We start from the raw sequence: 20424 nt of genomic DNA on the forward strand, positions 1-20424 counted from the left end.
ATATGAGTGATATTAAGCCACACAAATTTATAACAAAGATAAATCACCACCACCCACAAAATAAGCATAAAAATAGAACTTAGCATACACTCTCCTTACATCTTAAAATAAGCCAAGATGCTAATACGCATGCGAATCGGCTTGTATTTCATCTTTAGTGATTTTCACTCTATCCATTGCACGCCATACATAAACAATATATGCTAACACAAAAGGCACAAGTAAAGACACATACGCCATAATAGAGAGCGTATAATAGCTCGAAGAGGCATTGTGTATGCTAAGAGAGCTCTGCAAATCCGCTATAGAGGGATAAAATGCGCTATCTCCTAGCCCTACATTTAAAAGCACTGCCATGACCACAAGCACACTCCCCACACCAAGAGGGAATATACCTCTTATACTCGAAGTAAAGGCATTTTTATATATCCCCCATAGCACAAGCCCAACGCCTATAGCTAAGCCTACAATCAAATATGGCATGGATAAAAAATTATGTAAATAGACATATTTTTGCACACTCACCACGCCCTCACTGATATAAAAGCCATCTTTTAGGCAAATCCATGCTAAAAAGCCACAAATGCAAGGCACAAAGGCAATGCTTGATAGCAATATAGCCCTTCTTGCACGCTTAGCAAGAGTTAAATCATCAATGCTGTTTAAAAAATAGCTCGCCCCAAGAATCTGGCTTAAAAACACAAGGCTAAAGCCTAAGCAATAATTCCCCCATTCAAGTAATGCCTCTAATCCTCTGCTTGCCTTGCTCCATTGCACAAAGTTATGAGAATCAAGCACAAAGTAAGAGCCACTAAAAAATGTGCTAATAGCCACGCCAATTAAAAACACGCCAAAAACACCATTTATCCATAAAAACACTTCATATACCCTAGAGCCAAAGACATTCCCCGCCTTTTTACGATACTCATAGCTCACCGCTTGAATCACAAAGCAAAATAAAATAACCAACCATACCCAATATGCCCCACCAAAGCTTGTGCTATAAAATAATGGAAATGCCGCAAAACACGCCCCGCCAAAAAGCACCAAAGTCGTGAATCCTAGCTCCCATTTACGACCCAAGGCGTTAATAAGCATAGATTTTTCTAACTCATCTTTAGCTAAAAGACATATCAAGCTCTGCCCACCTTGCACAAAAAACATAAACACAAGCAAGCCCCCAAGCAAGCTAATAATCACCCACCAATACACTTGCAAAGCATACAAATCTAGTCCAAAAAACATTATCTCCCTCCTTGTGCTACGTGATTATCTGCTATAAAGCCCTTTTTAATAGCGCGAATCATAATGCCTATTTCCGCACAAAGCAATGCAGTAAAAAGCAAGGCAAAAATAAAAAACGATACTTGCACGTTTAGGCTAGAGAGGTTTGTAGCGGCTATGCCCACGGGAAGTAAGTCCTGTATAGCCCAAGGCTGTCTGCCTACTTCAGCAACGATCCACCCCGCCTCTGCGGCGATATAACCAAAAGGTATGGCTATCACACAAAGCCATAGAATCTTGCGAAATTGCATAATATTATTTGCCATAGAGAGATAAAGCACCACAATAAAAAGCACAAAAAACGCACTGCCCAAAGCAACCATTAAATGAAAGCTATAAAATGTCAAGGCTATAGGAGGGATAGCCTGTTGTGGGCTTTGCAAATAGCCATAGCCAAAGTCCTGCATATGCTTTTGCAATGTAGTTTTAAGCATATCCATACGTTGAGTGTCTTCTTGTAATTTTGCTTCCTTATATTCCCTCAAGGCTTGCAAGGCGATTTTGCCATTTTGCATACGCTCTTCTATGCTAACTATGCCTTTTTCTTCATTCCCATAAAGTAAATCTTCTATCCCGGGCACGAAGCTATCAGGGCTGCGATTACCTAAAATAGAGAGTGCATAAGGTATGGTTAAATCAAATAAAAACACTTCCCTATCATCGCCGGGCTTTTTATCAGGGTTTAAAATCCCAAATGCACTAATCCCTGCGCGATGTTCGCCTTTATAAACGCCCTCCATGGCAGCAAGTTTCATCGGCTGGTGTTGCGTTACCCTATAGGCGCTCTCATCACCGCTAAAAAACAAAAACATAGAGGTAATAAGCCCAAAGCTTGCCCCCACTACAAGGCTCTTTTTCGCCTCAAGTATATGACGCCCTTTAAGCAAATAAAAGGCAGAAATGCCCATCACAAAAAGTGCAGAAATCACATATCCACTCGCCACCGTGTGTAAAAACTTTGAAATAGCCACAGGAGAGAGGGCAACTTCTAGGAAGCTACTCATTTCATTACGCGCGGTATCGGGGTTAAAAATCGTGCCTACAGGGTATTGCATCCAACCATTTGCGACAAGAATCCAAAAGGCACTTAAATTGCTCCCAATAGCGACAAGCCAAGTAGAGAGCAAGTGAAAGCCCTTTGAAACCTTATCCCAACCAAAAAACATCACTGCAAAAAATGTAGCCTCCAAGAAAAATGCCATAATGCCCTCAACCGCTAAAGGCGCGCCAAAAATATCCCCCACAAACCAACTATAATTTGCCCAATTTGTGCCAAACTCAAACTCCATAACAATGCCCGTAGCCACACCAATGGCAAAATTAATAGCAAATAATGCCAGCCAAAAGCGCGTAATGCTACGCCATTGTGGATTGCCCGTTTTTACATAAATACTCTCCATAATAGCGATGATAAAAGAGAGCCCCAAAGTAAGAGGCACAAACAAAAAGTGATACAGCGCCGTTAGGGCAAATTGCGCCCTTGCCCAATTCACACTCTCATTTACTATCTCCATACATTCCTCCTTGCGTAAGATTCTTAAGCACAAAGGCACTTTTATCCTCAAAATCGCCTATGTGTGAGAGATTCTTATCATATATAATCATCTTCAAGCCAACAAAAATGATAAGAAGCTTTATGATGATAATTTTCCACAATACTTTGCCTAAACTTAGATGTTTAAACCCATGCACATAAAGCATTACCACTTTGCGTAAAAAACTCATATAAAGCCTTTTGCAGAAATAAAAGTGTGAATTTTAGCAAATTTCACAAGCCCAAAATAAAGAAAATGAAAGAAAATAAAGATTTTTCCCCATAAACTCCCCCTCCTTTTGACAATAATTATTAATTTATTTTACTTTTGTGATTTTTATGTAAAATGCTTCAAGCTTAACTCACGCTTTTATTGGTTTTATTTTATTCCATTATGGAGATATATATGTCAGCTTTGCACAAATACTTTCACAATTTTCATCACTTGCCTCCACCCACCCAGCATTCACACATCACCCCACATAATCAATCCCTAGAAGCCCTAAGCTTGCTTTTTTGTGTTAAAAAAAGTAATTTCCATATTTTCACACATACTCCAAGCTTTATGGATACATTGCCAGATACTCTAAAATCCCCATTATTTGGGGAATCCCAGCTTTTTAATGCCATTTTAGAAATGCAGGCGCATATACTCAAAGAAAATCCCTCTATTTTTGATGAGCTTTTGCCTTATTTTGCAAGGCTTAATTTAGCACATATCATTGATGATAATGAGTTTGCACTTTTTACCCAAGCACAAGCCCATAGCATAGCACAAACCCAAGAGACAAGATCTCGCCCTAGCCTTACACATCTAAAAAACATACTTGCAAACTTGCATACCAAACTCTCCCCCTTGCTTGAAGAGCACACGCAAAGTATGCTTGCTTCATCGTGGGAGAAGCTTGAAAGCGGGCATTTATGTATCGGGGTAACAGGTGTGCTCAGTGCGGGTAAATCTACATTTTTAAACGCCCTCTTAGGGGAGGAGATTTTAGGCACTTCTACTATCCCCGAAACGGCAAATCTTACGCTTTTGCGCTATGGGGAGAGTGGGGCTAGAGTACATTTTTGGAGCAAGGAGCAATGGAGGGATTTATGCGAGGAGAGTGCGTATGATGAGGGGATTAAAGCCTTTGTGCAAGAGTGCGAGGCGCATTTTGGCAAAGATTTAGACCAACTCATCACACAGCCTAGTCAAATAAAAGATATACACATTAATGAGCTTAGTGCCTATACTTCAGCCAATCATAGCAGCAAGCTTTGCAATCTCATTTCCCAAGTTGAGCTTTTTACTCCCTTAGGCTTTTTGCAAAATGGCGTGGAGATCGTAGATACGCCCGGACTTGATGACCCTATTACCAAACGCGAAGATATTACGCGGGAGTTTTTGGAACGTTGTGATATGCTTATACATGTGATGAACGCAAGCTGTGCAGCCACGCAAAAGGACATTGACTTTATTTTAGAATCTTTACTAGAGCAAAATATATCACGTCTCCTTGTCGTGCTTACTCGCATTGATCTCCTTAGCAAAGCAGAGCAAGCCTCTGCGCTTGAATACACCAAAGCAAGCCTTATAGCGCAGCTTAAAAAAGCCCACTACAAAGGTGATATGACCCAACTCATCAATCGTATCGACTTCCTGCCACTTGCTGGATATGCGGCATTGCTTCATCGCACAAAGCAGTCAGAAAAAGCCAATATAAGCCTAGAAGAAAGCGGGATTTTACAAATAGAATCATATTTGCAAGATATGCTTTTAGGTGAGCAAAGCTTGAGGGCAAGGGATATGCTCTATCTTGCCTACAAAAGCACATATAAAATCGCACAAGAAGCAAAGGCGGCTCTAAGCCTGCAAACTGCCTTGCTCTACGCAAGCAATGAAGAGCTAGAAAAGATTATTACCCAAGAGGAGGCACATAACAAAAGCCTTTTAGATGAATTGCAAAAGCTAAAGTCTCATCTCTCAAGCCTCCATAATGAGCTAAAAAGCTTCCTCTCTGACCTCACATCACTTAGCACTGATGCCCTATCAAAAGCCACAGAAGTGCTTAAGGATAAGATTTTTGATGATATTGTATATGACTACAAGCAAGGGAATAAAACAGAAGTAGCAAATCTCCACAAAATGATAGACCTAAGCTTGAGAGACTGCTTTGGGGACATAGCACGCGAATATCGCTACAAGCTTGGCTCCAAAATCACCCAACTTAAAGCCAGCCTTGCCCATAATGATGAAGTGAGTGCTCCAAATATCCACTTCCAGCTAAAAAATGCCGAGCTTCACGCCATTATGGAATCTTTGACCTTACATACTTTGATAAAACACGCCAACAAAGAAAATACCCTAAGGCAGTCCTTGCAAGATATATTTAATACCCTTTTTGAGCATTTTGTGAGGCTCATTGAGACTAAAAATGAAGACATTAACACCACTTTTCTTGCATATTTTCATAATATTGCACAATATGAAACATCTCGCATTCAAAATGAAATTACACAAAAAGAGCAAAGTATCCAAGCAATACTAAAGAAGCGTGAAGATACAAATAAACAAAGTCAAATGCAACACTTCAATACAAAAGAGCGCGCACTTGATGGCATTATAAATGAGCTACAAACGCATTTAGCAAGCTTAGAATAAGGACATATAATGGGCATTTCAGATTCCGTACAAACCCCACTTTTAGAGACATTCATCAAAGAATATGAGCAAGCAAAAAAGCAGCTCCTCCAAGAAAGTAACCCCACGTATGCGCTAATCGATGAGGTTAAAGAATCGCTCAGTGCAGTTGCAGAGCTTGATTCATACACACTTGATACCCTAAATGGACTAATAGCCCATGAGCAAGAGCCGATGAAAGTAGCTATTATAGGGCAGTTTAGCAGTGGTAAATCTACATTTTTAAACGCCCTTTTAGGGCAGAATATCCTCCCCAGCGGTATCACACCCATTACAGCAAAAGTATGCCATATCACTTATGGGAATGAATATGCCCTTGAGATTACCTATAAAAACGGCAGTAGTGCCACAAAAGCCCTAAACTATATGCACGAAGTAAGCGCAGCTGAAAATGCAAAAATAGCTTTCTATAAGCTTTATGCCCCTCTTGCTTTGCTTAAAAGCATTAATTTCCTTGATACACCGGGCTTTAACTCACTCAATCAAAGCGATACAGACACGACCAATGCGGTGCTAGAGAGTGTAGATGGCATTATTTGGCTAACACTTATTGATAATGTAGGCAAACAAAGTGAAAAGGATATTATCCACTCGCATATCAAACATTATGCGAGCAAAAGCCTCTGCGTGCTAAACCAAAAAGATAGGTTGAAAAATCAGGCAGAAATTGACACAAGCCTTGCGTATGCTAAAAGGGCATTTGCAGGGCTTTTTGAAGATGTGATTGCCATATCGGCTAGAAATGCCTTGCTTGCATACTCTACGCCAGAAGCGCAAGAGGCACAAAATTTAAGGGAAGATTCTCATATTCAAGATGTTATTGACTTTTTACAAACGCATATCGCTCCTTGTGCGCATAAAGCCAAACTCCATAGTATTTATAAGCAACTCTGCACCCTCACTCTTACTTATGCGCGCCTAAGCCTCCATGCCTCATTGCGATTTGATAAACTTATATCATCATTGAAAGATTTGCCTACGCATTTTAGTGATAATTACCCTCAAAGTGCCTTTTATAAGTCATTTCCTACACTTTTTCATACTTTTGAATCTCTGCTTGAAACCCTCTCAAGGCATATCTATAATGCGCTTGAGAAAACTCCAAAAACATTTATGCGAACAGAAAAGGTATTTGGCATAAGCAGGCAAAAACCTTACACAAAGGAAATAACAACCCTCCCTAGAGAGCGGCTAGCTATCAATCTGTGCAACACAGATTCGGAATTTAGGCGAGATTTTATTAAACTCGGTTTTGATATAAGCGCAAAAGCAGAAGAGTTTGATAGCCTCATTCTTGCTCATTTAGGCTATTTAAAGGATATTATCATACATTGGTATGAAATGCTTATTCCACCATTGCAAAACCCACTTTTGCATAAAACGCTTGAAAATATCACCGATGCGTATGCAAATCTCACACTTCAAACAAGCCAAAATCTTAAAAACCAACTTATGCTTTACTCCAAGATACTCTCGCTAAATTACCCCCTAGCCCTGCATTTATGCTTAAATACCATAAGCCTTAAAATCCATGAAGCCCTACAAAAGCATACCCAAAGCCCCGATACTTTGCCGCTTTTTAACCCAAGTTTAGAAAATATCCGTGATGAGCTCTATATGGGCTTTAGCTTCAACTTCTTGCAAGAAAGCCTCTTAACCCAACCCATTCATAAAAAAATCCTTTGGCAGTTTGAACATGAAGAAAAGCTTTTATCCCAAAAGCAAATTGAGATTATCTTGCCATACCAAGAACGTTATAGTAAGCATTATAAACAACTCAAATCTTTATTCCACAAGCTAAAAGCAAAATTAAAAGAAAACCGCTAGCCTATTGCACATTTGCTAACTTGCCATTGCCAACCCTTACACCGGCGGCAATACATAAAGGGGCTCTACTTTAAGCCCAAAGGCAGATCTATCAAGTATATGCGGGAGAGAGAACTCCGCCTCTGTAAGCTGCCATCCTAAAAGGGCTTTTGCATTTTGAATAAGTGAAATTTCACCCGCTGCATTTTGATGAAAGTAGCTATTCCCAAAAGCCTTGATGTAAGCACTAGAGGTAAAGTAAAAGCTCGAAGTAGCAAAAAGCTTAATCCCATGCACGATATGTAATGTCTGCAAAAAGATATGTGTGAGCTTTAAAGCGCTAAAACTTCCCGGTCCATTGGCATAATAAATAGCATCAATCTTGGTATGGTGATAGGCAGGGTGTTGTGATGAGGTGGGAAGCACAGATTCAAAAAAATGAGGCAAAGCACTTAAGAGAAGCTCATCGCTTTGAGATTGAGAGATGAGCTGATTGTTTTCATAGATTCCACATATGAGGGGGGTATGAACGCTTATTAGGACTATATCAATGTGTCTCATAGGCATAATCTAAGCTTTCTTCCCCTGCCTTATCTTCAAGCTCAATAACCTCATACGCTCTCTCATCGCTTAAAAGCTGTTTGGTTAAGAGATGGTTTAGCTTATGGCTCCCTGCAAAAGACACATAAGTCCCAAGTAAGGGCATACCAAGCAATGCCATATCGCCAATAGCATCTAAAATCTTATGCCGCACAAATTCTTCTTTATATCGCAAACCCTCTTTGTTGAGTATCCCGCTCTCATCGAGCACGATACAATTACTCAAATCTCCGCCCTTTGCCAGACCCTTAGAACGCAAATAATTCACCTCGTGTAAGAATCCAAATGTCCTAGCCCTTGCAATTTCTTCTTTATAGGCTTTCGTGGAGAAGATAAATTTATATTGTTGATTACCAATCACGGGGTGATTAAAGTCAATGCTAAAGTCAAAAATCATCTTCTCACTTGGCTCCACACGCACAAACTTTTTCTCCTCAATAATCTCTATAGGTTTTTTTATAGCAATGGCTTTTTTATGCGCATTTTGCACGCTTATCCCTGCCTCCTCAAGGAGCATACAATACCCTATCGCACTCCCATCCATAATAGGCACTTCCTCATTATCAAGGGAGATTCTCAAATTATCAATCCCATAGGCGGCAATGGCAGAAAGCAAATGCTCTATCGTAGAGACCCTCGCCTCACCCATACCAAGCACTGTTGCCATAGTCGTATCGACTACATTTTCAGGCTTTAGGGGAATGCTCACGCCCAAATCACTTCTATAAAACACTATGCCACTATTAATATCTAATGGCTCAAGCTCCATGCGCACAGGCACACCTTTATGCAAACCAATCCCTACGATTTCCACTTTGTTTGTAATGGTTTTTTGCCTCATTGTATATCCTTTGTGAGTATATTGTCACCCTCTTTAAAAATCATTTTGAATAATGCGCTACTTTGGTTAATTTTATGCAACACATCTCTATCAATTATCATTCCTTGAAACAAAAGTGCTGGGGCAAAAATTTTACGACAAATAATAAAATCTCCATTCCCCTCTATATGTCCATAACATTCCCCAAAAAGAAACAAATTCCCCCCGCAGATGATACGTGCCCCGCTATTTATGCGAGATTCTATAACCATATCCCCATCAGTGCAAATCTCCTCTCCACTACGTACGACACGATGTAGCCAAAGTGTATTTACACAAGAGGGATCTGGGGCTGGCGGAGGGGTTTTAGGCTCTTTTTTAACTTCTTGTATTGCCAATACGCCATTATGAATGACCGCCACGCTTAAACCTTGCTCCTGCAAAAAGTCAATTAACTCTTGACTAATCTCTGCTTGGAATGCAAATACATGATTTTGCAAAAGTGGCAAATGCTTACTAACAAACTCCTTGCATTCTTGTATATCTACATTCCCCTCAAACTCAAGCACTCGCATTGTACGTTGCCGTGTTTTTATCATCTAGCACACCTAATTATTAAGCGCAAACTCGCGTGCGGCTCTTAGCACATAAATAACATTATCATCTATCCACCTTTGATCAAGCCATTCATTTAAACGCACAAAATGCCCTTGTACTAAAATACCAAAATGCAAATGATCCCCAAATGCCCAACCTGTCTTCCCTGTTTTGCCTATTTCCTGCCCAAGTGTTACTTCATCACTCACTTCTACATAGCTCTCATACATATGCGCATACAAAGATGAAATACCAAATCCATGATAAAGTAGCAAAGTATTGCCATATAGCCCAAGATAGCCCTTAAGTAGCACTACACCATTATTGCTAGCAATAATAGGCGCATTTTGCACACTTGCTATATCAATACCCAAATGTGTGGCTTCGCTGATTTTTTCTTTATCTAAAAAATATGTGCGATAATCCCCAAAGCTCCCCACAAGCTTGGAGCCTTTTAGAGGTACAAATGCGTGAAAATGCTCATCAATATAGCTTTTTTTAGAGCTTAAATTGCTGCAGGCTTTTAAGATTCTATGCTCATCTTCTTTTCTTATCGTTTCATTAAAAAACACAAAACGTTCGCTATCGCTCTCAAAATCTCGCAAATACTTTTTATCAATCTGAGAGAGCAGTTCATTTAACTTGCCATTTAAGAAATTCTCTTTAATAGTGATATTTGACTTATAATATGGGACATTGATATTACGCGTCATAGGGATATTATGCTTGGTTACATTGCCTGCTTTATCTTTAGCAACCACTTGTGCGTTAAAAAATTTATTTTTCAAGGGCCACGCGATGATACCCACATAAATATCATCATTTAAATACTTAAAAAGCACAAAATCATCTGTGCCATTATTGATATGCACCTCATCTAATGCGCTATCTTTAATCTGCACAGCAACCACCGCGCTCCCACCTCTTAGAATCTGATGAGATTGGGCGATTGTCTTAACCGCAGGGGGAGTAGTATCTACCACAAGTTGAAGCTCTAATTTAGCCGTATTCCCGCTAAAAAAATGGGCATTACTCCAATCTGTTACAGAAATTTTATACTGAATCATCGTGCCATTTTTTAAGGGGGTGGTGGATTTAGGAAGAGGGATTTTAATGGTTTTTGGCTTATTTAAGATAATTTCTTTTGCATCACTTAGCACTTCTCCATTAAAAATCATTTGTATATGGTAATCGCGTATGCCACTTTCATCTTCAAACTCCGCATAAAGCTCATCATCTAAATTCCAATGTGTGGGGAGTGTATGGGTAAGTTGCGGGGCTTTTGTCTCAAAAATAATCGAACTAAAAACGATAAGCCCTACTACAATAAGTATCCCTACGCCTATGCCTACTATGATAAAACCTCTATTACCCATGCTTTAAAACCCTTGTGAGAACTAAAAGCTGGCATTATAGCACACTCTTTGCCTTTAGCGTGATGCACTTTTATTGATCGCTGATTGTAAAAGCTTACTTAATGTATCCTTGCCCTCGAGCGAATCAAGATAGGCAACATTTTGCAACACCTGCACCACCGCACCAAAAAGCTCATGGGGTATGCTTTGATTTAAATCAAGCTGTTTGTAAATCGCACGTGCAAGGGGAGGATTCTCAATAATCCTAATGCCATATTCCCTTGCCACACTTTTAATACGAATAGCCAACTCATCTATGCCCTTTGCTACCAAAATTGGCGCTACGCCTTTATTGTATTCTTTCTCACTATATCGTAATGCCACCGCATAATGCGTGGGGTTAGTAATCACAACAGAAGCACTTGGAATCTCTTGCATCATACGGCTTTGGGCTAGCTTTTGCTGCATTCTGCGGATTTTTGCTTTAATCTCAGGGCTTTGCTCATATTGCTTGTATTCATCTTTGACCTCTTTAATGCTCATTCTTAGGCTCTTTGTGTATTGGTATTTTTTAATAAGATAATCGCTAATTGCCATGACAAAAAATAAAATTAAAAGCACACCGATAAGAATAAGCGCCTTTTCCCTAAACCACAGAATCTGCAGATACAGCCCTGACATTGACAAGCTTGGCAACTCATCAAAAAAGCTAACAAACACTGCAAATCCCACAATAAAGGCTACAAATACCTTCAAAGTAATCATAAAGCCATCAAGGAGCTTTTTTAAGGATATGACATTTTTAATGCCGCTAATGGGATTAAGTTTAGAGAGTTTGGGCTTTATTGCCTTTGGGGAAAATAAAAGCCCAAATTGCATAATATTAGCAAGAATCCCCACAATCATAAGCGCAAGAAAAAGCGGGGCTAACATCACAAACACTTCAATAGCAATACTTAGCATAACATTACCCAACAAGCGTCTATCTACATCAGTTTGCATAAGCGCATTGGCATAAATAAAGATTTTTTGAGCACTTTGAACCCAAAAAGGTATTAAAAAAAACATCAACCCCAAACCCACAAGTAAAACAAAAAACCCCACAAATTCAGGGCTTTTGCTTACATTCCCCTCTTCTCTTGCTTTTTGAATCTTATGGGCACTGGGGGCTTGGGTCTTTTCCTCATCTGCCATAATGAGCCTTTGAGAACATCAATTTTGTGCGCCTAAAAGTGCTAATGCCTGTGCATAATCTGTCATAGTGTTAATATTAAAGCATTCCTCATCACTCGCACTAATCCCCTCATGGGCGTGAGATTCTATAATGCGATGAAGGGCATACATCTTTGACTTATATGCCCAAAGCAAAGCATCAAGCATACAATCTTGCCATTTTGAGATAAGGTAATGGGCTTTATCTGTGCTTTGAGCATAAGCAATGGGGGCTTTAGAATCTGCAAGGGCACGCAAGGTTTTATGAGTGATAAATGGCGTATCCACGCTTACAAAAAGTATTTCTTTGCTTTTAAGTGTCTTAAATGCGTTTATCATACCTACAATGGGAGCATAAATAGGATCTCTCTCTATTAAAAATGCTGCTTCAAAGCCAAATTTATCTCGCTCTTTAGCACTGATATACACTTGCCCGCATATCTCTTGTAAATGGGTAAAAACCAACTCACTCAGCGAGCTTTTACCTAGCGGGATTTGTGTTTTATCCTTGCCTAATCTTGAGCTCTTGCCTCCGGCTAAAATCACACATGGAATCATAATTTTTGCCATCAATCCCTCCTCCTTCAAACTACTCATATCCACTCCCTTACATTTAAACCCTATAATAAGCCCTACAAATCCTAATATGCTTTTAATGTGTTTTTAACTTTTGTTCTATTTTAACTTATTTTGTATAATCGCGCCTCTTTTGTAAGCCAATTGTAAGCCAATGGATACATCAAATAAATATGGATAAATAATTATGCTTATAGATACTTTTAATCGTAAAATTGACTACATGCGTGTATCTTTAACAAAAGAATGCAATTTACGTTGCCAATATTGTATGCCAGATACCCCCCAAGATACAAGCCATAATCAAATCCCCCTAGAGAAAATGCTAGCCTTTATAAAAGTTGCTATTGATGAGGGTATTGTGAAAATTCGCCTAACAGGTGGAGAACCGCTCTTAAGAAAGGGTTTAAGCGCATTCATTGCTGATATTCGCGCCTATGCCCCGCATGTGGAAATCACTCTCACAAGCAATGCCCTCCTCTTAGAAAAATACGCCCAAAGCCTTAAAGACGCGGGGCTTAGTCGCATTAACATTTCTTTAGATTCGCTCAAGTCAGAGCGGATAAAGCTTATCTCTAAACGCGATGGGGGCGAGCAGATTCTCAAAGGTATATATGCGGCTAAAGACTGCGGGCTTAAAGTTAAGCTTAATATGGTGCCCCTAAAAGGGATAAATGATGATGAAATGATTGATATGCTGCATTTTGCCCGTGATAATGACTTTGGCATTCGCTTTATTGAATTTATGGAAAATATACATGCAAAACAAAACCTAGAGGGCTTAAGAAATGCGCAAATACTTGCCATTATCAACGCACACTACCCTAGCACTCAAATCCAAAGTGATTACGCCTCTCCTGCAAAGCTCTATAGCATTACGCATTCTGCTTTTGGGCAAAAGCCCTTTATTTTTGGCATTATCTCCCCGCATGAAGATGATTTTTGCGCTACGTGTAACCGCATTCGCCTAACAAGTGATGGCGTGATTTGCCCTTGTTTGTATTATCAAGAAAGCGTAGTGCTTAAAGATGCGATTCTAAAAGAAGATAAGTCCAAAATGCAAACTCTTCTCAAACTTGCTGTACAAAACAAACCTGAAAAAAACCAATGGAATCAAAATATTTCACAAGAGCAGCACTCCGCGCGGGCATTCTACTACACAGGGGGATAGCCCTAAACTCACTTGCAAGACATACAAGACTTGCAAAGGGTGCTTTAAGCCAAATTTTAAAAGCCTTTATATATAATCCGCATTTGCAATGGCTCGATAGCTCAGTCGGTAGAGCAGGAGACTGAAAATCTCCGTGTCGGTGGTTCGATTCCGCCTCGAGCCACCACTTTTACATACTTTTACTTCGCATTTACTCAATTTTCACACAATCATTACCACAAAGACATACCGCTACCTGATACTTACCTAATACTTAAAGGAATGTTATGAATAATGCACGAGACTTTCTCTATGGAATCGCACTTCTTAGTATAATTAGTGTTTGTGCTTTTCTTATCTCAAACACGCTTCTCCCCTTTCTCTCTCCATTAATCATAGGCATTTTGCTCGGCGCACTTCTCTCCCCACTCTATCCTAAAATCCCATTTACACACAAAGCCATAAAGTTTGGTAGCAAGCAGCTTTTAAGAGCGGGGATTGTTCTCTATGGTTCATATATCACTTTTGGAGAAATTGCCACACTCGGCATAAGCGGCTTTTGCATTGCTGCAAGCATTGTTATTATCACTTTCTGCTCTGCTCTCATCATTGGCAGAATCCTCAAACTTGATACTCAAATCAGTATGCTTGTGGGCATTGGGAGTGCGGTATGTGGAGCGGCGGCTATTTTAGCCTTAGAATCCACTATCAAAGCAAGTCCTAGTAAAAGCTCCATTGCCCTAAGCTTTATTGTGATTTTTGGACTATGTGGTATGGTGCTTTTGCCCTTAGTATATTATAGTGGCTTGCTTCCTTTGAGCGATTACCAATGGGGTATATTGATTGGGGCAAGCTTGCATGAAGTTGGGAATGTCATAGGGGCTGGGGCTATCTCACCAGAGATACAAAATATCGCCATTCTTATTAAAATGACACGTGTGATACTTCTTGTGCCACTTTTGCTCATTATTGCTTATGTGATGTTTGCACAGAAACAGCAAGATTCTAAAGAGCGAGGCACTCTCTATATCCCTTATTTTGCCCTGCTTTTTCTCGTGGTTATTGCGCTTAATTCTATGTATGATTTCCCTCCTGTTATTTTGCAATCAGCACAATTTGGCTCAAAAATACTCCTTGTATTTGCAATGGTAGCACTAGGCTTGCAGATTGATTGGCAAAAGTTTGTATCATTTGGCACAAAGACATTTATACTTGCATTTATTTTGTTTGTCATACTTCTAGTGAGTGCTTATGCTTTAGTATATTTGATATGTTAAGGAGAGAAAATGATACAAGTTATACAGAGCGCAAACTACAATCAAGCCATTAAAAATGGTTGTGTAGTAGTGAATTTTAGTGCGTCATGGTGCCCTGATTGCAGGCATGTAGAGCCAATGCTTGAAGAGCTAGATAAGGAATTTGCTGGGCAAATTACTATCTATAAAGTGAGCTTTGATACAGAGATAGAGCTTAAAAACACGCTTAATATCCGTAAAATCCCTACACTTATCTTTTATAAAAACGGCAATGAAGTAGGCGAGCGCTTAATAGAGCCCCGCTCTATAGAATCTATCCGTACAGCGATTAAAAACCTTATCTAGCCTTGCTTGCTTTAGCAGGGCTAGAAGCTTGAAACTTTAGGAGCCTTGCATTATAATGTGCATTTCTCACCATAAAGGAAGGGGCATAATGACAAGTAATACCAAAATATACATAAAGTTTCTTATGTTTTTATGGCTTGTAGCCATTATATTACGTTTTAGCTTTTTATTATGGCAATGGCAGAGTTTTGAGGGCTTTTCATCACAAGACATCTTAAAGGCATTATATATCGGTGTGCGCTTTGATGGTCGCATAGCAGCCTTTATGTCTTTACCTCTTCTTATCTGCCTTTTTCTAAGCGGGAGATTCTTTAATGCAGTGCGAGTCTATCTGCTTGTGTTTTATGGCATAGTATTTACCTTGTATGTGCTTTTATATATCGCAGATTTTGCCCACTATGCCTATTTACAATCACGGCTTAATTTCTCAACCCTAGCCCTGCTTGAAGATACTAAAGAAGCGCTTGGTATGGTGTGGCAGACTTACCCTGTTATCAAGCTTGTGTTTGCGCTTATATTGATTGTCTCACTCTTAATCTTTTTTAGCAAGAAGATTCTCGATAAATGGGTGCATATCAAAACCAGCCTATCAAGCAAAATCACATCAGGCATTGCTATTTTGCTTATTATATTTGTGCTTATTTATGGGCAATATAGCATAGTGTATTACCCTTTGCGTTGGAGTGAGGCGTATTTCTCTGGGCATAACCAAATCACCGCCCTAGCCCTTAATCCTCTGCAGAATCTTATCGACACCCGCCCTACAAAAGATACCTTTATTGACAATACCCCACAAGCTAGGCTTGCCTACCCCACTGCGGCACAATACCTCAACTTGCAACATTTAGATGAGAAAAACTTGCATTATGATAGATTCACTCACCCCTCATCTCCTGCAGCCCTTAAAGAGAAGCCAAATATCGTTATTATCGTTATTGAATCTATGAGTACGCATAAAAGTTCGCTGATGTTTGATGAGCTTGATACAACACCATTTTTACAATCCCTTGCTCAAAGCTCTCTTTACTTCCCTAACTACTACGCCTCTGCGCGCACGACTGCAAGGGCTATGTTTTCTATCATCACAGGTATTCCTGATGTAAATGAATTCTTTAAAACAAGCTCAAGAGACCCAAATACCATAGATCAACATTTAGTGTGGAATGACTTTGAGGGCTACTCTAAGCTCTATATGCTTGGAGGGAATGCGAATTGGGCAAATATCCGCGGGGTAATGAGTAATAATATCGCTGGTTTGCAAATATATGAGGAGGGCTATTGGCAATCCCCAAGGCTTGATGTATGGGGGATTTCTGACAAAGACCTTTTGCAAGAGGCAAATGCGCTATTACAAACACAGCAAACCCCCTTTATAAGCCTTATCCAGCTTGCAAGCTTTCACACTCCTTTTAGCGTGCCGAGTGATATGACAGATTTTGACTACACACTTCCTAGTGATGATTTTTTAAAAAAATATGGCTTTGGTAGCGCACAAGAATATCTCTCTATGAAGTTTTGTGATTATGCTTTGCAGAAGTTTTTTGAAGTTGCTAAGCAATCAAACTATTATGAAAATACGATTTTTATCATCACCGGTGATCATGGTATGAGTGAGACTTCACTTGCCGCCCCAAGTAATTACCAATACATACGTTTGCATGAATTCCAAGTGCCGCTTATTATCCACTACCCTAAGGCTTTCCCACAAGGTAAGGTTATGCCTCAAGCAGGAGGGCATATTGATATATTTCCTACTGCTGCGGGTTTAGCTGGAGTTTCTGTGCAAAATACCACCATGGGCAGAGATTTACTTGATAATACTTTTGGCGATGAGAGATTTACCTTTATCCGTCGCCTCAATAGACCCCCTATCTTAGTAAGCAGCAAATACTGCTACTCTAATGAATACCCAGAATCTGGAGGGGGAATGCTCTATACTCGCCCAAGTGATGATATAAAGCAAGATTGGCTCCCACTCAAAGAGCAAAACTCACCCCTTGCTGCAAAGCTTCATAAAATAAGTGAAGATATGGAACAAACGGCTACATATATGCTCTACCATAACAGCAAACAAAAGGCAAAAGAAGCCAAAGAGGATTTGTATGAGGGTTTGCATAATGTTATAAACAAACAAGAATAATCCAACCTATGAGGGCGATACATAAAAGAAATATGCTAGAATCGCCCAAAGCTTCAAACAAAGGGAGTGTATGGTAAAGATTGCTATTAATGGCTTTGGACGCATCGGCAGAAGCATTCTACGTGCAGCATTGCAAAGAGAAAATATCCATATTGTCGCCATTAATGATGTGCAAAATTGGGAGATTCTCTCCTATCTCTTAGAGCACGATAGCACGCATGGTCTCCTACCCTTTGCTCCCACTTATGCAAATAACACCCTAACGCTCAACAAAAGCGGCATTCCGCCCATTGCTACGCTCAATTGTAATAGCAAAGAAAAGCTTAATTTCGCGGCATTTGGGGCTGATGTGGTTATAGAATCAAGCGGGCAGTTTTTAGACGCTAAATCCTTAGAGCACCATTGCCAAAAGGGCATTAAGCGGGTGATTCTCTCAGCTTCTCCTACAGATAATATGCCTATGTTTGCCCTCGGTGTGAATGAACACTCCTACAAGGGCGAGCAGATATTTTCTAATGCTTCTTGCACCGCAAATGCTCTAGCCCCACTTTGCAAGGTTATAGCCCAAACTTTTGGCATTGATATGATGAGCTTTTGTATCACTCATAGCTATACAAATGAACAATCCCTACTTGATAGCGTGTATCCCAACGACAAAAGACGTTCTCGTGCTGCAGCACAAAATATTATCCCTACAAGCACGGGCGCTACAAGCACGCTTAAACGTCTTCTGCCCGAGCTAGAGGGAAAGGTAGAGGGGCATTGCGTGCGCGTGCCTGTATCAAATGTCTTGCTCCTTGATATTACCTTTATGCTTTCCTCCCCCACAAGCACAAAAGCCCTAAATGAGTGCATAATACACGCCAGCCAAAACGAAATGAAGGGCATTATAGATATAGATGTAAAGGAGGGGGTAAGCAGTGATTTTATAGGGAATCCCCATAGTGTTATTTTTGTACCAGATTTAAGCTATGTATTAAATGGCACAATGGCGCGCGTTATGGCATGGTGTGATAATGAATGGGGCTATGCTAATCGCGTGCTTGATATAGCACAGCTCTGCACACAAGCTAATAAAGCCTAATGCTCTAAATCCCATGAGTGAATCTGCAAACTCTCCTATAAACTCCCCCATAAGCTCTCTTATAAATTCTCTTAGCAAAACCAATCAATCCCGCTTAGCCAAGCTTAAAATCTCCTCACTCTTGCAGTTTGTGCTCACCCATACGCCTAAATCCTACACAGATACAACCCTCTCTTCAGAACTTGTGCTGGAAAGTAATGGCGTGTTTAAAGTATATATTCATAGCTTGCAGCATAGTTTTGGCGCAAATGCGCATATCAAAATCTATGCGAGTTTGAGTGATTTTGACCAAGAGCTTGTGATGACTATATTTCACCCCCAAGCCTTTCATAAAAAAATCTTTGCCCCCCATAGCCAGATATATGTTATGGGCAAACTTAAGCTCTATAATGGGCAATACCACATAACACAACCCAAAGCCATTACACATATAAATACCATTAATGTGCATTTTAAGACCACAGCCCTCAATACTAAGGCTATGTGCGAGCTAAGCAAGGAGTTTGTGAGCATAGAAAATCTCCTTGAAAGCCACATTCCCCTTGATATAGCAGAGAAAATATATGAAATTTTCAACCCAACATCATCATTTTGCCAAGCCTTTAATACACAAAATACTTTCCCCCCAGCGCATTTGCAAGCACTCAAATTTGTAGAAATATATCAATACCTCTCCCTACTTAGCAAGAAAAAGCGCTACTTTAGTGCAAAATATAAATGCGATAATCATATTGATGAGTTTATAGAATCACTTCCCTTTAGCCTCACTATGGGGCAGAGACAAGCCATAGCCGATATAAGCACAGATTTATCACAAAATATAGCGGCTAAACGGCTTATTATGGGCGATGTGGGCTGTGGTAAAACCATTGTAATACTCTGTGCAGTGATGATGTGCTATCCACATACAAGTATCCTTATGGCGCCAACGACCATACTTGCTGCACAACTCTACGAACAAGCACAAAAGCTCTTACCCCCATATATGCGTATTCACCTCATCACTGCTAAAAGCAAAACACTTAGCCAAGAAGAGCAAAATGCGCATTTTATCATAGGCACACAAGCCCTGCTCTATAGAGAACTAAGCTTAGAAAATCTAGCCCTTGTGATGAGTGATGAGCAACATAGATTTGGTACAAATCAACGTTACAGCCTAGAAAAAATAGGACAAAGTAAAGAAGGCTTGCCAAATCTTTTAGAATCTCTACCCCAAATAAACGCCCGCCCTCATGTGCTACAATTTTCCGCTACGCCTATCCCACGCACTTTAGCGATGATTAACTCACAATTTATTGACCTTAGCATTATTAAAGATATGCCATTTAAAAAAGACATTGATACGATGATTATTGATAAAAGTAGCTTTAAAGATATGTTTATTCATCTGCAAAATGAAATCAACAAAGGACATCAAGCCATTATTGTTTATCCTCTTGTGGAAGAAAGCGATCGCTTAGATTATCTCTCGCTCAATGAGGGGCTTGGCTTTTGGCAGAAGCATTTTAACAATGTGTATTGCACTTCTGGTAAGGATAAAAATAAAGAGCAAGTGATCAGTGATTTTGCACAAAATGGCTCTTTGCTTCTGGCGACAACGCTCATTGAAGTGGGCATATCTCTGCCCAAAGTCTCTACTATTATCATCGTAGCCCCAGAAAGGCTAGGCTTAGCCACCTTGCACCAATTGCGCGGGCGAGTAAGTCGCAATGGACTAAAGGGGTATTGCTATCTCTACACACACCAAAGTACAAATGAGAGGCTTCAAGCCTTTTGTAAGACACTAAGTGGCTTTGAGATAGCAGAGCTTGATTTAAAATACCGCAATAGCGGAGATTTGCTAAGCGGAGAGAGGCAAAGCGGAGATGAGTTTAACTATTTTGATATGGGGAGTGATGTGGAGATTCTCCAACGTGCTAAAAATTGCCTTTAGCATACTTTAGAGTCCCTGCCTAAGGGGAGATGGTTAATACTATAAA

17 protein-coding genes and 1 tRNA gene are annotated in these 20424 nt (G+C 39.9%); 9 read left to right on the top strand and 9 right to left on the bottom strand.

Going from position 1 to position 20424, the window contains the following annotated elements:
- Positions 1-120: 120 nt before the first annotated feature.
- Genes CQA63_RS06690 through CQA63_RS06700 form a run of 3 tightly spaced genes read right to left on the bottom strand, consistent with a single transcriptional unit; the run spans position 121 to position 3009 of the window.
- A complete protein-coding gene (locus CQA63_RS06690; RefSeq protein WP_104699629.1) occupies positions 121-1245 on the bottom strand; it encodes a cytochrome d ubiquinol oxidase subunit II in 1125 nt (374 codons plus the stop codon).
- Entirely contained in the window at positions 1245-2798 is a 1554-nt protein-coding gene (locus CQA63_RS06695; RefSeq protein WP_104699630.1) for a cytochrome ubiquinol oxidase subunit I, read from the bottom strand. Before CQA63_RS06695 ends, CQA63_RS06690 begins: the two co-directional genes overlap by 1 nt.
- Complete coding sequence (locus tag CQA63_RS06700) at positions 2782-3009, bottom strand: DUF4492 domain-containing protein (RefSeq protein ID WP_104699631.1); 228 nt, start codon at positions 3007-3009, stop codon at positions 2782-2784. Before CQA63_RS06700 ends, CQA63_RS06695 begins: the two co-directional genes overlap by 17 nt.
- A gap of 215 nt (positions 3010-3224) precedes the next feature.
- Between CQA63_RS06700 and CQA63_RS06705 the strand changes: the two genes are divergently transcribed.
- Positions 3225-5465 (top strand): dynamin family protein, encoded by a 2241-nt coding sequence (locus tag CQA63_RS06705; RefSeq protein WP_158655451.1) that lies wholly within the window; start codon positions 3225-3227, stop codon positions 5463-5465.
- Positions 5466-5474: 9 nt separating this feature from the next.
- Positions 5475-7331, top strand: a complete 1857-nt coding sequence (locus CQA63_RS06710) for a dynamin family protein (RefSeq protein WP_104699633.1) — start codon at positions 5475-5477, stop codon at positions 7329-7331.
- A gap of 36 nt (positions 7332-7367) precedes the next feature.
- Here the strand turns inward: CQA63_RS06710 and CQA63_RS06715 are convergent, their stop codons facing one another.
- From CQA63_RS06715 to mobA, 6 genes are read right to left on the bottom strand one after another with little or no spacing between them, the layout of a single operon-like run.
- Positions 7368-7871: a hypothetical protein gene (locus CQA63_RS06715; protein WP_104699665.1), complete on the bottom strand. Its 504-nt coding sequence runs from the start codon at positions 7869-7871 to the stop codon at positions 7368-7370.
- Positions 7858-8751: a UDP-3-O-acyl-N-acetylglucosamine deacetylase gene (gene lpxC / locus CQA63_RS06720; protein WP_104699634.1), complete on the bottom strand. Its 894-nt coding sequence runs from the start codon at positions 8749-8751 to the stop codon at positions 7858-7860. Before lpxC ends, CQA63_RS06715 begins: the two co-directional genes overlap by 14 nt.
- Complete coding sequence (locus CQA63_RS06725; RefSeq protein WP_104699635.1) at positions 8748-9329, bottom strand: septum site-determining protein MinC; 582 nt, start codon at positions 9327-9329, stop codon at positions 8748-8750. The genes lpxC and CQA63_RS06725 overlap by 4 nt, the downstream gene beginning before the upstream one ends.
- 9 nt (positions 9330-9338) lie before the next feature.
- A complete protein-coding gene (locus tag CQA63_RS06730) occupies positions 9339-10703 on the bottom strand; it encodes a M23 family metallopeptidase (RefSeq protein WP_104699636.1) in 1365 nt (454 codons plus the stop codon).
- Positions 10704-10757: 54 nt separating this feature from the next.
- Positions 10758-11876, bottom strand: coding sequence for a flagellar biosynthesis protein FlhB (gene flhB / locus CQA63_RS06735; RefSeq protein WP_104699637.1), 1119 nt, complete (start codon positions 11874-11876; stop codon positions 10758-10760).
- Positions 11877-11894: 18 nt separating this feature from the next.
- Positions 11895-12491, bottom strand: a complete 597-nt coding sequence (gene mobA, locus CQA63_RS06740; protein WP_233706576.1) for a molybdenum cofactor guanylyltransferase MobA — start codon at positions 12489-12491, stop codon at positions 11895-11897.
- 166 nt (positions 12492-12657) lie between these two features.
- On the opposite strand from mobA, the gene moaA reads away from it, so the two are divergent.
- The 7 genes from moaA (at position 12658) to recG (ending at position 20378) form a co-directional block, all read left to right on the top strand.
- Positions 12658-13641, top strand: a complete 984-nt coding sequence (moaA, locus tag CQA63_RS06745; RefSeq protein ID WP_104699639.1) for a GTP 3',8-cyclase MoaA — start codon at positions 12658-12660, stop codon at positions 13639-13641.
- Between the two features lie 90 nt (positions 13642-13731).
- Positions 13732-13807 (top strand) — tRNA-Phe (locus CQA63_RS06750).
- Between the two features lie 100 nt (positions 13808-13907).
- Entirely contained in the window at positions 13908-14897 is a 990-nt protein-coding gene (locus CQA63_RS06755) for a YeiH family protein (protein WP_104699640.1), read from the top strand.
- A gap of 9 nt (positions 14898-14906) precedes the next feature.
- Positions 14907-15221, top strand: coding sequence for a thioredoxin family protein (locus CQA63_RS06760; protein ID WP_104699641.1), 315 nt, complete (start codon positions 14907-14909; stop codon positions 15219-15221).
- A gap of 88 nt (positions 15222-15309) precedes the next feature.
- A complete protein-coding gene (locus CQA63_RS06765) occupies positions 15310-17361 on the top strand; it encodes an LTA synthase family protein (protein WP_233706577.1) in 2052 nt (683 codons plus the stop codon).
- Positions 17362-17431: 70 nt separating this feature from the next.
- Positions 17432-18445, top strand: coding sequence for a type I glyceraldehyde-3-phosphate dehydrogenase (locus CQA63_RS06770; RefSeq protein ID WP_104699643.1), 1014 nt, complete (start codon positions 17432-17434; stop codon positions 18443-18445).
- A gap of 13 nt (positions 18446-18458) precedes the next feature.
- A complete protein-coding gene (gene recG / locus CQA63_RS06775; protein WP_104699644.1) occupies positions 18459-20378 on the top strand; it encodes an ATP-dependent DNA helicase RecG in 1920 nt (639 codons plus the stop codon).
- The last annotated feature ends 46 nt before the right edge of the window (positions 20379-20424 follow it).

Origin of the sequence: Helicobacter marmotae (genome assembly GCF_003364255.1) — a bacterium.
GTDB lineage: Bacteria > Campylobacterota > Campylobacteria > Campylobacterales > Helicobacteraceae > Helicobacter_C > Helicobacter_C marmotae.